At 64.0% G+C, this 12,398-nt stretch carries 20 protein-coding genes and 1 tRNA gene; 6 read left to right on the top strand and 15 right to left on the bottom strand.

The window, feature by feature from the left end:
• Positions 1-6: 6 nt before the first annotated feature.
• The gene (locus tag NNY25_RS00485; protein ID WP_265569399.1) at positions 7-1,053 is read left to right on the top strand and encodes a PrsW family glutamic-type intramembrane protease; all 1,047 of its coding nucleotides are present in this window, start codon (positions 7-9) and stop codon (positions 1,051-1,053) included.
• A gap of 101 nt (positions 1,054-1,154) precedes the next feature.
• Here the strand turns inward: NNY25_RS00485 and NNY25_RS00480 are convergent, their stop codons facing one another.
• The gene (locus NNY25_RS00480; RefSeq protein WP_265569398.1) at positions 1,155-1,877 is read right to left on the bottom strand and encodes an IS6 family transposase; all 723 of its coding nucleotides are present in this window, start codon (positions 1,875-1,877) and stop codon (positions 1,155-1,157) included.
• Positions 1,878-2,285: 408 nt separating this feature from the next.
• Between NNY25_RS00480 and NNY25_RS00475 the strand changes: the two genes are divergently transcribed.
• Positions 2,286-2,537 (top strand): hypothetical protein, encoded by a 252-nt coding sequence (locus tag NNY25_RS00475; RefSeq protein WP_265569397.1) that lies wholly within the window; start codon positions 2,286-2,288, stop codon positions 2,535-2,537.
• Here NNY25_RS00475 and NNY25_RS00470 read toward each other — a convergent pair.
• Together NNY25_RS00470 and NNY25_RS00465 are read right to left on the bottom strand one after the other, a co-directional pair.
• Positions 2,534-2,770 carry a hypothetical protein gene (locus NNY25_RS00470; protein WP_265569396.1) on the bottom strand — a complete coding sequence of 79 codons (237 nt, stop codon included), beginning with the start codon at positions 2,768-2,770 and terminating at the stop codon, positions 2,534-2,536. The two genes, NNY25_RS00475 and NNY25_RS00470, sit on opposite strands and share 4 nt — an antisense overlap.
• 39 nt (positions 2,771-2,809) lie before the next feature.
• Positions 2,810-3,238 carry a PA2169 family four-helix-bundle protein gene (locus NNY25_RS00465; RefSeq protein ID WP_265569395.1) on the bottom strand — a complete coding sequence of 143 codons (429 nt, stop codon included), beginning with the start codon at positions 3,236-3,238 and terminating at the stop codon, positions 2,810-2,812.
• Between the two features lie 260 nt (positions 3,239-3,498).
• Here NNY25_RS00465 and NNY25_RS00460 point away from each other — a divergent pair, with 260 nt between their 5' ends.
• On the top strand, positions 3,499-3,972 hold the full coding sequence (locus NNY25_RS00460) for an Hsp20 family protein (protein ID WP_265569394.1): 474 nt from the start codon (positions 3,499-3,501) through the stop codon (positions 3,970-3,972).
• Between the two features lie 47 nt (positions 3,973-4,019).
• Here NNY25_RS00460 and NNY25_RS00455 read toward each other — a convergent pair whose 3' ends face one another.
• From NNY25_RS00455 to NNY25_RS00435, 5 genes are all read right to left on the bottom strand, one after another.
• A complete protein-coding gene (locus NNY25_RS00455) occupies positions 4,020-4,211 on the bottom strand; it encodes a hypothetical protein (RefSeq protein WP_265569393.1) in 192 nt (63 codons plus the stop codon).
• A 165-nt stretch (positions 4,212-4,376) separates the two neighbouring features.
• A complete protein-coding gene (locus tag NNY25_RS00450; protein ID WP_265569392.1) occupies positions 4,377-4,607 on the bottom strand; it encodes a hypothetical protein in 231 nt (76 codons plus the stop codon).
• Positions 4,604-5,221 (bottom strand): hypothetical protein, encoded by a 618-nt coding sequence (locus NNY25_RS00445; protein ID WP_265569391.1) that lies wholly within the window; start codon positions 5,219-5,221, stop codon positions 4,604-4,606. Before NNY25_RS00445 ends, NNY25_RS00450 begins: the two co-directional genes overlap by 4 nt.
• A 139-nt stretch (positions 5,222-5,360) precedes the next feature.
• Positions 5,361-5,451: transfer RNA gene (locus tag NNY25_RS00440), tRNA-Ser, on the bottom strand.
• 15 nt (positions 5,452-5,466) lie between these two features.
• Positions 5,467-6,393 (bottom strand): alpha/beta fold hydrolase, encoded by a 927-nt coding sequence (locus tag NNY25_RS00435; RefSeq protein WP_265569390.1) that lies wholly within the window; start codon positions 6,391-6,393, stop codon positions 5,467-5,469.
• 87 nt (positions 6,394-6,480) lie between these two features.
• Between NNY25_RS00435 and NNY25_RS00430 the strand changes: the two genes are divergently transcribed.
• From NNY25_RS00430 to NNY25_RS00420, 3 genes are read left to right on the top strand one after another with little or no spacing between them, the layout of a single operon-like run.
• A complete protein-coding gene (locus NNY25_RS00430) occupies positions 6,481-6,882 on the top strand; it encodes a metallopeptidase family protein (RefSeq protein ID WP_265569389.1) in 402 nt (133 codons plus the stop codon).
• On the top strand, positions 6,879-7,439 hold the full coding sequence (gene ccmA / locus NNY25_RS00425) for a heme ABC exporter ATP-binding protein CcmA (RefSeq protein WP_265569388.1): 561 nt from the start codon (positions 6,879-6,881) through the stop codon (positions 7,437-7,439). Before NNY25_RS00430 ends, ccmA begins: the two co-directional genes overlap by 4 nt.
• A complete protein-coding gene (locus tag NNY25_RS00420; RefSeq protein WP_265569387.1) occupies positions 7,436-8,074 on the top strand; it encodes a heme exporter protein CcmB in 639 nt (212 codons plus the stop codon). The genes ccmA and NNY25_RS00420 overlap by 4 nt, the downstream gene beginning before the upstream one ends.
• On the opposite strand, the gene NNY25_RS00415 is transcribed toward NNY25_RS00420, so the two are convergent.
• Genes NNY25_RS00415 through NNY25_RS00385 form a run of 7 tightly spaced genes read right to left on the bottom strand, consistent with a single transcriptional unit; the run spans position 8,071 to position 12,366 of the window.
• Positions 8,071-8,943 carry a class I SAM-dependent rRNA methyltransferase gene (locus NNY25_RS00415; protein WP_265569386.1) on the bottom strand — a complete coding sequence of 291 codons (873 nt, stop codon included), beginning with the start codon at positions 8,941-8,943 and terminating at the stop codon, positions 8,071-8,073. The genes NNY25_RS00420 and NNY25_RS00415 overlap by 4 nt on opposite strands.
• Complete coding sequence (locus tag NNY25_RS00410; protein ID WP_265569385.1) at positions 8,940-9,515, bottom strand: SURF1 family protein; 576 nt, start codon at positions 9,513-9,515, stop codon at positions 8,940-8,942. The genes NNY25_RS00415 and NNY25_RS00410 overlap by 4 nt, the downstream gene beginning before the upstream one ends.
• Complete coding sequence (locus NNY25_RS00405) at positions 9,512-9,898, bottom strand: DUF983 domain-containing protein (protein ID WP_265569384.1); 387 nt, start codon at positions 9,896-9,898, stop codon at positions 9,512-9,514. The genes NNY25_RS00410 and NNY25_RS00405 overlap by 4 nt, the downstream gene beginning before the upstream one ends.
• A 7-nt stretch (positions 9,899-9,905) precedes the next feature.
• The gene (locus tag NNY25_RS00400; RefSeq protein WP_265569383.1) at positions 9,906-10,736 is read right to left on the bottom strand and encodes a cytochrome c oxidase subunit 3; all 831 of its coding nucleotides are present in this window, start codon (positions 10,734-10,736) and stop codon (positions 9,906-9,908) included.
• A 48-nt stretch (positions 10,737-10,784) separates the two neighbouring features.
• Positions 10,785-11,318 carry a cytochrome c oxidase assembly protein gene (locus NNY25_RS00395; RefSeq protein WP_265569382.1) on the bottom strand — a complete coding sequence of 178 codons (534 nt, stop codon included), beginning with the start codon at positions 11,316-11,318 and terminating at the stop codon, positions 10,785-10,787.
• Positions 11,315-11,446 (bottom strand): hypothetical protein, encoded by a 132-nt coding sequence (locus tag NNY25_RS00390; protein ID WP_265569381.1) that lies wholly within the window; start codon positions 11,444-11,446, stop codon positions 11,315-11,317. The genes NNY25_RS00395 and NNY25_RS00390 overlap by 4 nt, the downstream gene beginning before the upstream one ends.
• Positions 11,443-12,366 carry a heme o synthase gene (locus NNY25_RS00385; RefSeq protein WP_420854296.1) on the bottom strand — a complete coding sequence of 308 codons (924 nt, stop codon included), beginning with the start codon at positions 12,364-12,366 and terminating at the stop codon, positions 11,443-11,445. Before NNY25_RS00385 ends, NNY25_RS00390 begins: the two co-directional genes overlap by 4 nt.
• Positions 12,367-12,398: the final 32 nt, after the last annotated feature.

The following is a 12,398-nucleotide window of genomic DNA, read 5'->3' as shown; positions in this document are numbered from 1 at the left end:
CTCGGCATGATCCTCGATCTGGCGATCAAGGCGCTCCTGGGCTGCGCGCCGGTGCTGATCTTCCTTGGCGCGCTGACCGCCTTCGACAGCTTCAAGCTGGTGCGCGTGTCGACCGTCGCTACCGTCATGCTGGCGGGCATGGCGGCCTCGTTCATGGCCTATGTCGTCAACACCTTCCTGATGGAAAAATTCGCGATCGACTATGTCACCTACTCGCATTTCGGCGGGCCGGTGGTTGAGGAGATCCTCAAGGTCGCGGTGATCGCCTGGTATATCCGCACCGACCGGGTCGGCTTCGCGTTCGACGCGGCGATCATCGGTTTCGCCGCGGGCACCGGTTTCGCGGTGATCGAGAACCTCTTCTATCTCGGCATCCTGGGCCAGGAGAATGTCGCGCTGTGGACGGTGCGCGGGTTCGGCACCGCGATCATGCACGGCGCGACCGCGATGGTGTTCGCGACGATGAGCCACGGAATGTCGGTGCGCGCCGACAAGGCAGGCTTGCGCGAATTCTTCCCGGGTCTCGCGCTGGCGATTCTGGCGCACGGCCTGTTCAACAACCTGCTCGGCGATCGCCCGATGATGGCGACATTGATCATGATGCTGGCGCTGCCCGCGATGCTCTCGGTGCTCCTGAAGCGCGACGAGAAGTCGATCGACGAATGGATCGCGTTCGACTTCGCCGCGCACGAGCGGATGCTCCACGACCTCAAGCGCGGCAACTATGTCGACGGCAGCCTCGGTCATTTCCTCGACGAGGTGGAAGAGCGCTTCGGCGAATTTGCGAAGAAGGATGTCGAGGAATATCTCGAACTGCACATCAAGCTGGTGCTGGCAGCCGAGCACCTGCTCGAGCGGCACCACAAGGGCGACATGAAACCCCCCGCGTCCGACGTCGAGGAGGAACTGCGGCGCCTCCACGAGATCGAGGGCGAACTGGGCCGCGCGACGCTGCTCGCACTGCGCCCGCACCTCCACTTTACGCGCAAGGAATTGTGGGACATCTACTATCTCGAGCGCGAAGAGAACATGGCGAACCCCCACGCGCATTAAGGGCGCTGACACAATCGACACCGAAATGCGGCGGCGCGGTGCTGTCAGACTAATTCGCACTTTCCTGCAATTGGGCGCACCTCGGTCTTTGACGCGTTAGGTCAGCCCATGAGCTGACGCCACTCGGCCAGGGCGGCTGAGCGGCGCTGCTTGTAGGTGGTGCGGTCGACGAGGTGGCGTTCGGTGTTGAAGTGGTTGTGGACGTTGGCGTGGACGCTGGCGAACATCTGCAGCGACTTCATCTGTCGGAAACGCTGCATCGCCCTCTCCCGTCGTCGAAACGGCAGGTGGCTGTTCTCCACCCGGTTGTTGAGATGGCGACCGACCTCCTGGCGGTCGACATTGCCCAGCTCGCTCATCGCTGCGCTGTAGGAGCGAAGCCCGTCGGTGACGATCGTCTCTGCCCGGCCGTGACGCTTGAGCGTCTTCCTCATGAACCGCAGTGCGGCCTTCTTGTCCCGCTCGACCGTGACATAGCTCTCGAGAACCTCGCCCTCGTGGTCGACGGCACGCCACAAGTAGCGACGCTTGCCGTTCACCTTCACGACCATCTCGTCGAGATGCCACTTCCACTGCTTGAAGCCGCGCATCCGGTTCACCCGCTGGCGGCGGATGTCGCCGGCGAACATCGGTCCGAACCGGTTCCACCAGTAGCGCACAGTCTCATGACAGATGTCGATCCCGCGCTCGAACAGCAGGTCCTCCACGTTCCTGAGGCTCAACGGGTACTTCACGTACATCATCACCGCGAGGCGGATGATCTCGGGGGAGGAATTGAAACGACGAAACGGGCTTGGCGGATTCACTCTCGAACTAGGGCTCATCACCCACTGCTAACAGCCGGTGCGCATCGCTGCCACGTTAGTCTGACAAGACCTGCGTGCGGCCTGAAGCCAGCGCTGGCCGGCGCCCTCGAGGCCTTCCTCAGTCACCTCGACGAATTCGATCTCTCACAGATTACAGCTTCGAAATCCCGGCTGCTTGAGAGACTGCAACACCAGCAAGCTTAACGTTACTGCAATTGGGCCGACAACGGGCCGTCCGCTATTGGCGTCACCATCCATCAAAGGAGCTGTTCAACCAAAGCGACGCATCAATGCCCGCCAACGACCAACGAACCGAAGCGCTCATGGCACCACGGCAACATCGGTGCGTTCTAGGGAAGTTGTTGGCTGAGTGAGTCGGAAGCCTTCAGCATTTCGCCGGTTAAACGCGTAAAGTGGAGTTATAAATTGGAAGGAACTCTGGAGTGGATCGCTTCGATCGGTGCGATCTTCGCGGCGGCGTTAATTGCGTTTGACCTTGGTCGCAGGGCCACAGGATACGCGTTCGTACTTTTCAGTATCGTCTCTGTCTTGTGGATATATTCGGGGCTCACCAGCGACGCCGCGCCCATTGCGGTGATGAACGGCGTGCTGCTACTCATCAATGCGTGGGGCGTGTGGCGCTATCTCTTTAGCGAAGAGCGACCGACAAGTAGCTAGCGTGCATCCTCGAGACGACCATCGACATGGAAGCCGCGCAGGACCTGCGAGAAATCGTAGCTGACGGCGAGCGCAATTTGCATGCTCTCGAAATGAGAGAATATCCGATCCATTTTCGCCAAAGGTGACTCGGCGAAATATGCCATGTCTTCGGTCAGACGGTTGAACGACCCGTAACGTAACGGGCCATCAGAAAGATCGTCGAGGACTATTAGCCGGAAAGGAAAGAGCATGGGTGCTCGATAGCACCCATGCTCAACGCGACGTGGGGATTATTCGTAGGCAATTTCAGCTAGCGAGGCAAACCTCTCGCCTTCCTCGACCTCGGGAAGAACGTCGCGAAGTGTCGACGCCTCGTCGGGATCGAGAGTGTCGCTTTCCAACGCCTTGCGATACTTCGCGCCCAGGTAGGCTTCGCCTTCTTTGACACGCTCGATGGCGCTTTTGTCGCCGCCTTCGATCAACGACGCGACTTCCAACCAAAGCTGGTGAAGGGTCCCGGTGGCCGTGCCCTTGGTGATCAGGTTTTCGCCCTGACGAACAAGTTCGGCGTTGAGGCGAGTGAGGGTTCCCTCGCGACGCTCCAGTCTTTCCTGAAGAACGCTTTTGATCTGCGGATCATCGGCCTTCTCGATGGCGTGGCGGTAGCCTTCGATCGAATCGTACGTGCTATCAACGACGGATTTGAATGCTGAGGTCATGGCGTACTCCTTACTGATGCCTTTTCCGTGCAGCATAACGAGGCAGGTGCGGCTCGGTTTCCGCAGATCTCAATGCTTTCGCCCAAACGCACTGAAGAAGCGATATCTCGTTGATGTGCCTACCTTTTCGGGTCAGCTCAACGTCCTTGAAATCGATTTCAAGATTCCTAGATCTGTGTCGCCAAAAGTAGACGGCGCGGGTTGGACACGCCTCTTTTGGGTGACCTCCCGCATAGTTGCTCAACTAAGGAGGACAGAAGATGCGCAGTGCTTTTGATTTCTCGCCATTCCGTCGTTCGACGGTGGGCTTCGATCGTCTCTTCGACATGCTTGAGACGAATGACCTGGCTGAAACGGGCGAGAAATATCCGCCTTTCGATCTGGTGAAATGCGGCGACGATGAATATCGCATCGATATCGCGATGGCCGGCTTTTCTCGAGATGAACTAGAGATCACCGCCCAGCAGAACCAGCTGATCGTCTCGGGCAGGAAATCCGACGACACGGACGAAACTTACATCCATCGTGGCATCGCTACTCGCGCGTTCGAACGCCGCTTCGGTCTGGCGGACCACGTTCAGGTCAGCGGCGCCGATATGCACGACGGCTTGCTTTCGATCTCGCTCAAACGGGAGATCCCTGAAGCGATGAAGCCGAGAAAGATCGAGATCGGAGAGAGTGCATCGTCTGATCAAGGCGCACTCGAAGATCAGCGAAACACGGTCGACGCGTAGTTGTCGAAGCCGTGGCCTCCCGTGCAACCCTAGCACGGGAGGTTTTTCTATCCCTTCCTCGCGTTCGGAATGCTCTCGCCGCTACTACCTTGTTTCAATTGAGATTCCCGAGTCCGCGCCATTCGTTCATAGTCGTCGGCCAGTGTTGTCAGCCGAGCCCTTTCGACCGGATCGTGCATATCGTCGGCGATATTCCGCGCGATCTTGGCAAGCTTGCGATAATCCAAAACCTTCTTCATTTCGTCCCTCAGCAAACGAGATTTAGTCGCTATCTAGGTGCCTCACGAGCCAGTCAACTAGTGACTCTTCGCGGTGCGCTTCGTCACTAGATCGGCGCACGCGGATGCGGCGGATTCTGGGCCGGTAGCGGACCGTCCGCTTACTTGGTGTCGCAGCAGACATGTCTATTCACCAGGGCATAGGCGAATTAGTGGGACTGCGCCGAGCTCGCGCATCCGGATTTCCAAATTTCCTCTACGGGTTGTGAGCTTTTCTTTTGAGCGCTCGGCCGAAAGATCGATTTTGACACTCTTGCCAGAAGCCTTATCGAGTGCCTCTATCGTGAAGCCAGCTTCGATCGCATCCTCAACGGCCAGCCGCCAAAGCCATTTTTGAGGGACGGTCTGTCGGGTCATCGGCGCGCCGGGATGCCTCTGCTCTTCCACTTGTTTCGCAAAGGGTAGCCTTGCGCGATATAATCCTGCGCCCAGTTCGTCTCCGACACGAATGAGTCGATCGCATCCTTTGCGCGCTCAATCACTCTAAATCTGGGAACACCACCTCGCCGCATGATATCGTACATGAGGCCTTCGACGTAACTAGTTGGGCGCCGAGTTGCCGTACCCGCCTCACGCAATCTGCGCTTGACGCGAGATGCGAAATTCTTGGTTTGCCCCACATAAACAATCAGCGTGTTGAATTGTCCAACATGGTCAAGCGTTGTTGGGTCGTGAATTGCGTAAGTTATCCAACCGGGCTTCTCGCTTTCAAGCTGTGCTCGGGCCAGTTCGCGGTCGATACCAGCGCCTGGTGGATCTGGGCCCTGGTGTTCGGCGGGGCGGTGGCCGGCGTTTCGGTCGCGACGACACAAGAGGAACGCGCGGCGCGCTTCGCCCGGGTCGATCGCGACGGCGACGGGTCGATCGGGCGGATCGAGCTTGCTGCATGGCTCGACGAATCCCTCGGCAAGTCGTCGGTACGTCGCATGCCGCGTCAGCCGCTCGTGCGGCAGGTCGATTTCGGCGCACACTTCGACCGACTGGATGGCGATCGCAGTGGTGGTCTCAGCCTAATCGAGATCGAAGGTGCCGGCGTGAAGGCCGGTCTCGTCGGAAGCCGTTGTGCCCGCAGAAATGCAAAAGGGCCGCCCTTGGAGGCGGCCCTTTTCGTGGCGGAGCGGGTGGGATTCGAACCCACGATACGGGGTTACCGTATACACACTTTCCAGGCGTGCGCCTTCGACCACTCGGCCACCGCTCCGCGCCGAGGGGGGCTTTAGGGGGAAGGGCTTTCCGGTTCAAGGCTCGCGATGCGCTCGTGGTCCATCGCACTGTCATAGACATGCCGCACCGCGTCGAGGACGATGTCGGGATTCTGGTACTGGATCGCGTGGCCCGAGCCCGGAAGGAAGATCATCCGGCTGTCGGGATGATCCATCACCCATTCGGGCAAGCGCGCAAGCTTGTCGCGCAGCTTGGCGTCCCAGTGGATCATGAAGTCATAGGGAGGTTCGAATCCAATATCCTCCGCTTCTTCCGGACCCGGCGGCGTTCGCTTGCCGGAGATCAGCAAGACCGACGGGACGGCCGGCACTTCGCCATAGTCGGGTTCGAGGCCACTGCGGATCATGTCGTCGATCGGGGTGACGTCGGCGCCCGCGTTGGGGAGTTCGCGCGTGGCACTTTTCAGATGGTCGAGTTCCCAATCGAGCGTGGCCTTGTCGAACCCGATCGCTTCCAGCACGCGAACACTGGCCGCGGGCGATTGGCCCGGAGGATCGACATAGACGATCCCGACCACATCGTCGCCAAACGCGCCGGCGTGATAGCGCACGAGGTCGCCGCCCCATGACCAGCCGACGAGGATATAGGGCGGCGCGACGTCGAGCGCTTTCAGTAGCGAGCGAAGGCGGGCGGTGACATGATCGGGCGTGCCTGGCTTGCCGTCCCAGAGCGATTGGCCGATCGGGGAGCGGTCATACTGGATAGTGGGGGCTACATCGGAGACCTTGTCGGGAAGATCACCCCAGCTTTCGAGCGGGGAAAGCGACCCGTTCTCGAAGATCACGACAGGCTGGCCAGGCGCACGGCCCTCAAGACCGATTGTGCGCACGTGCAGGCCATCGACACGCGTCGGTTCGGGGTCGGCGGCAGTGAAGGCCAATAGGAGCGGGGCAAGGAACAACAACAACAAGCGCGGCATGGCGGCCTCCCTATGCCGACCTTGCGATTGGCGGTGCGGCCAGTCAACGCTTGCCCCCAAAGCGTTCGCTCCCCTAAGCCCCGAGCCATGGACGCCCGTTTCGGCAACGCCCCCTCGGCCGAGGAGATGGAAGCGATCGCGCGCGCCGCGATGGAGGGGCTGCCCGAGCCGTTCGCCGCACACCTCAAGGACGTCGTCCTCTTGGTCGAGGAGTTTGCCGACGAGGCGACGCTCGACACGATGGGGATCGAGGACGCGTTCGAGCTGACCGGGATCTACGAGGGCCTGCCGCTCCACGAAAAAAGCGTCGACCAGTCGGGCACGCTGCCGGACCGCGTGCGGCTGTTCCGCCGCCCGATCCTCGATGAATGGGCCGAACGCGGGGACGAAAGCCTCGAACATCTCGTTCGCCACGTCCTGATCCACGAGGTCGGGCACCATTTCGGCCTGTCCGACGAGGACATGCACGCGCTCGAGGAGTTGGCGTGAGCGCGGCGCTGCTGGCGATGGAGGGCGTCGCCTGCCTGCGCGGTGGGCGGCTGCTGTTCGAAGGGCTCGATCTCGCGCTCGCACCGGGCGAGGCAGTGCACGTCATCGGGCCCAACGGGTGCGGCAAGTCGAGCCTGATCCGCCTCGCCGCCGGGCTGCTCGAGCCTGCCGCCGGGACGATCGCGCGGGCCGCGTGCGCGCTGGCCGACGAACGGCTGGCGCTCGACCGCGAGATGCCGCTCGGCAAGGCGCTCGATTTTTGGGCGCCGGACAGGTCGAGAACGAGCGACGCGCTCGAGGCGATGGAACTCGACCTGGCCGCGGTGCCGGTGCGGCTGCTCTCGACCGGGCAGCGGCAGCGCGCAAAGCTTGCCCGCGTGATCGCCAGCGACGCACGGCTGTGGCTGCTCGACGAGCCCGTCAACGGGCTCGATGCGCGCAGCGTCGGCCTGCTCGATGCGGCGATCGGAACACACCGCGAGGCGGGTGGCGCGGTGCTGGCCGCGAGCCACGTGCCGCTCGGCGGCAAGTGGCGGCGGCAGGAGCTGGCGTCTTGATCGGCACGCTAATCCGCCGCGACCTCGGGCGCGCGCTCGTCGCGGGGGCGTGGCTCCCGGTCGCCTTCTTCCTCCTCGTCGTCACGCTGGTGCCGTTCGCGGTTGGGCCCGACGCGCGCATCCTGTCGCGGATCGGGCCGGGGATCGTGTGGGTCGCCGCGCTGCTGGCCGCCTTGCTTCCCGTCGAGCGGCTGATCGGTCCCGACCTTGACGAGGGCGTGCTCGACCAGCTCGCGCTGCGCGGCGTCTCGGAAGAGATGGTGGCAATCGCCAAGATGGTCGCGCATTGGGCCGCCTTCGCGCCGCTGCTGCTTCTCGCCTGCTTCCCGGCGGCGGCCTTGCTTTCGATGGATGGAGAGCAGTTGGGCGCGACCCTGATTGCGCTACTCGTCGGGACGCCCGCGCTGGCCGCGCTGACGGTGGCGGTGGCCTCGCTCACCGCAGGCCTGCCGCGCGCGGCCTCGCTGGCCGGGATGCTGGTGCTGCCGCTGGCGGTGCCGCTGCTGATCTTCGGGGTCGGCGCCAGCAGCGCCGGTGGGGTCGGCGCGCTCAAGCTCGAGGCGGCGGTGGCGCTGCTGCTGGTGGCGGGGAGCCCGTTCGTCGCCGGTGCGGCGATCCGGGCGGCGCGAACTTAGTTGCGCACGTAACGCGCGAAGATCGCGGTCGGGAGCGGCAGCCCGCGCGCTTCCTCGCGAATCGCCATCTCGCCCATCTCGACCCGGCCCGGCAGATGCGCGGTCGCCTGTTTCACCAGTTCGCCGATCGCCAGCGCGCTCATCCGCACCGCGTAAACGGTGAGGATCATGAACCGGCTTTTGTCGTCGAGCAGCTGCGCGCAGTCGCGCACCAACGGCGCAAGGTCATCCTCGAGCTGCCAGCGCTCGCCCTTGGGCCCGCGCCCGAACTTGGGAGGGTCCAGCATGATGCCGTCGTAGCGGCGGCCACGCCGGACCTCGCGCGCGGCGAACTTGCCGGCATCCTCGACCAGCCAGCGGACGGGCTTGTCCTCCATGCCCGACAGCGCGGCGTTGGCGCGTGCGCCCTCGACCGACTTCTTGGACGCATCGACATGGACGCATTCGGCGCCGACATCGGCAAGCTGGAGCGTGCCCACGCCGGTATAGCCGAACAGGTTGAGGAAGGCGGGCGCGTCCACCCCCGAGAGCTGGTCGCGCGCGAAATCCCATTGCGGGGCCATGTCGGGGAAGAAGCCGAGATGGCGGAACGGGGTCAGGCTGGCGTGGAAGCGAACGTTGCCGCGCGAGAGCGGCCAGCTGTCGGGTACCTTGGGGCTGGCGTTCCAGCGGCCGCGCCCTTCCTCGTCGGACGCGGGGACGAATTCAGCGTCGGCCTGCCAATTATCCTGCGAAGGGGCCCACATCGCCTGCGGCTCGGGGCGGATGACGGTGACATCGCCGTAGCGCTCGAGCTTGCGGCCATTGCCGCTGTCGAGCAGCGTGCAGGCGTCCCAGGGCTCGGTGACGAGGGTAAGGAGGTCGCTCATGGCGCCGCTTCCTCGCGGCTGCGGCGGCGAAGCGCAAGCAGGTAGATGACCGCCGCGATCAGCGCGAAGGCGAACCACTGGACCGCGTAGGCGAGGTGGTTGTTGGGCATCGCTTCGGGGCTGGGCGGGGCGCTGGCCTCGAGTCCGGCCTGGCCGTCGCGCGCAACGAGGCGCTGGCCGAACTTCTCGTCGGGACCGATCACGCCCTCGACCGCGCCGCCGGTCCAGTCGGTGCCGGCCTCGGGCTCGCGGCTCCAGCCGATGTCGATCGCAGCGCCCGGGCCTTCCGCGCCGGTGCGGCAGTCGGCGACGTGCGAATAGCCCGACTGGCCATCGGCGTTCTGGCCGGCCTGGTGCCGCCAGTCGATCACTTCGAGGCAGTTGACGCTCGACTTGCGGTAGAGCGGCGGGACGGTGGCGAGCTTCGGATAAGGCACGGGGGGCAGGTCGGCGGCATCCGCGTAGGAGGCGATCAGCCCCTCCTTCCATTCGAGGCGCTGGAGCTGCCAGATGCCGAGCCCGATCATCACCGCGATCGCGCCCGCGACGACGAAGTGGGTAAGAATCCTCATTCCTTGAGCCGTCCCTCGCGCGCGCCGGTGCGATATTCCTGGACCAGCAGTGCGGCCTTGCCGAGACGAAGGCCGCCGAGCGTCAGCCCGATCAGGATCGGCAGCCACACGAGGTGAACGAAGAAGGGCGGGCTGAAACTCAGCTCGAGCCAGATCGCACCGATGGCAATCACCGCGCCGATGATGAGGATGAGAAAGGCCGCGGGGCCGTCGCCGACATTGAACTGGTCATAGTCGAGCTCGCAGGCGCGGCAGCGGGGCGCGAGCTTGACCACACCGTCGAACAGGCTCTTCGCGCCGCAGCGCGGGCACAGGCCCGAAAGCGAAGCGGCGGCGAGGGACGGTTCGCCCTCGCCGCCGCGATTGTCGCTGGTGTCGGTCACCTGCGGCTTAGCCGTGGACCGGCGCGCCCCAGCCGCCCCAGACATAGACCGCGACGAACAGGAACAGCCACACGACGTCGACGAAGTGCCAGTACCAGGCCGCCGCCTCGAAGCCGAAATGCTGCTTGGGGGTGAAGTGGCCCTTGGTCGCGCGGATGTAGCAGATGATCAGGAAGATCGTGCCGACGATGACGTGGAAGCCGTGGAATCCGGTCGCCATGTAGAAGGTCGAGCCGTAGATCGTCCCGCCGTCGAGCTGGCTGAAGGCGAACGGCGCGTGCGCATATTCGTAGGCCTGGATCGAGGTGAAGACGAGGCCCAGCGCGATGGTCGCGAGCAGGCCTTTCTTGAGGCCTTCGCGGTCGCCATGGATCAGCGCGTGGTGCGCCCAGGTGACGGTCGTGCCCGAGCAGAGCAGGATCATCGTGTTGAGGAGCGGGTAGCCGAACGGATCGATCACTTCCTGGCCCGTGGGCGGGAACTGGCCGCCGACCGCGTCGACCGCGCTCGGGAAGAGCGAGGCGTCGAAGAAGGCCCAGAACCAGGCGACGAAGAACATGACTTCGGACGCGATGAACAGGATCATGCCGTAGCGCAGGTGCAGCTGCACCACCGGTGTGTGGTCGCCCGCATGCGCTTCCTTGACGACGTCCATCCACCAGCTGAACATGGTGAAGACGACGCCGAGCAGGCCGGCGAGGAAGACGAACTTCCCGTAGGGGTTGTCGTGCATCCACAAGACGCCGCCGCTGGTCAGAAGGACAGCCGAAATGCTGCCGATCAGGGGCCAGGCGCTGGGCGGGAGGATGTGATAGTCGTGGTTGGTCGTACCGGCCATCGATCAGTTCCTGTTTGTGCGTTCGGGGCGGCTCTAGCGGCTACGCCTTCAATTTTCCACCGGGAAAAACGTGTAGGAGAGGGTGATCTCGTCGATCGTCGCAGTATCGGGGTCGGTCGCGATCGCGGGGTCGACGAAGAAGACGACCGGCATCTCGACCTGTTCGCCGCCCTTCAATTCCTGCTCGGTGAAGCAGAAACACTCGATTTTCGAGAAATATTGCCCGGCCTGCGCGGGCGACACGTTGAACGTCGCGGTCCCCTTGGTGGCGCGCGCGACGAGGTTGGTCGCCTTGTAACGGATCTCGGTCCGCGCGCCCGGCGCGATGCGCACGGGGGCGGGCGCTTCGAAACGCCACGGCAGGCCGCCATTGACGTTGGAATCGAAGCGCACCCCGATCTCGCCCGCGACCGCGCCGGGCGCCTCGTCGGCGACCTGCGTGGTGCCGCCGAATCCCGTTACCTGGCAGAAGACGCGATAGAGCGGCACCGAGGCGAAGGCGACGCCGAGCATGACGAGCGCGAACAGCGCCATGCGCCCCGCGACCCTGCGATTGGCATTGCCCAGCGCGTCCGATGTCACGTGGCGAGCCCCAGCTTGGCGATGGTGATCCCGAACACGAGCACGGCGAATGCGACCAGCAGCAGCGCCATGATGCGGGCCCGATGCTTCTGGCGCTTGCGGATTTCCTGGGTGGTGGGATCGGTCATGGGAGCAGCAGCCTGTCGATGGTGAGCGCCGCGAACAGCGCGAAGAGATAGAGCACCGAAAAGCCGAACAACTGCTTTTCGGGCTTCATGCCGGACGGTTCCTCGGCGCGGTTGGTCGCGACGCGGATGGCGAGGACGAGGAAGATCGCGTTGAGGAGCGCGCTGGTCGCGCCGTAGATCCAGCCGGTCAGGCCGAGCGGCCAGGGCAGGACGGCCGCGGCGGCCATCGGAAGCGTGTAGAGCAGCACCTGGAGGCGCGTATGCTTCAGCCCGGCGACCACCGGCAGCATCGGCACGCCCGCCTTGTCGTAGTCCGAGCGGATGAACAGCGAGAGCGCCCAGAAATGGGGCGGCGTCCACAGAAAGATGATCGCGAACAGCAGCACTGGCAGGAGCGCGAGATGCCCGGTCGCCGCAACCCAGCCGATCATCGGCGGAAAGGCCCCGGCGGCGCCGCCGATGACGATGTTCTGCGCGGTGCGGCGCTTGAGCCATACGGTGTAGACGATCACGTAGAACAGAATCGAGACGGCGAGCCAGAACGCCGCGTGCCAGTTGGTGGCAAAGCCCATCAGCAGCACCGAGAAGAAGCTCAGCCCCACGCCGAAATGGAGCGCCGTCTGCTTGTCCATCCGGCCCGCGGGAAGGGGACGGCCCTGCGTGCGCTTCATCTGCGCGTCGAGGTCGGCTTCGTACCACTGGTTGAGCGCGCCCGCCGCGCCTGCGCCAAGCGCGATGCACAGCACGGCGGTGAAGGCGAGCACGGGGGGCATCGGCATCTTTGCGGCGAGCAGCCCGCACAGCCCGGTGAAGACCACGAGGCTCATCACGCGCGGCTTGGTCAGCGCGAACAGGTCGCGCGGGGACGCCGGGAGAAGCGCAGAATCGATGGTCGTCGAGGGGGCGGGGGCCTGGGTCACGGGAGGCGCCTATAAATGGTTGGGCGCGCGGT

It is taken from the genome of Sphingomicrobium nitratireducens (assembly GCF_026157035.1).
In the GTDB taxonomy this organism is placed as follows: Bacteria; Pseudomonadota; Alphaproteobacteria; order Sphingomonadales; family Sphingomonadaceae; genus Sphingomicrobium; species Sphingomicrobium nitratireducens.
The sequence above is the reverse complement of the archived record's forward strand: the minus strand, read 5'-3'. Positions and strand labels throughout refer to the sequence as shown.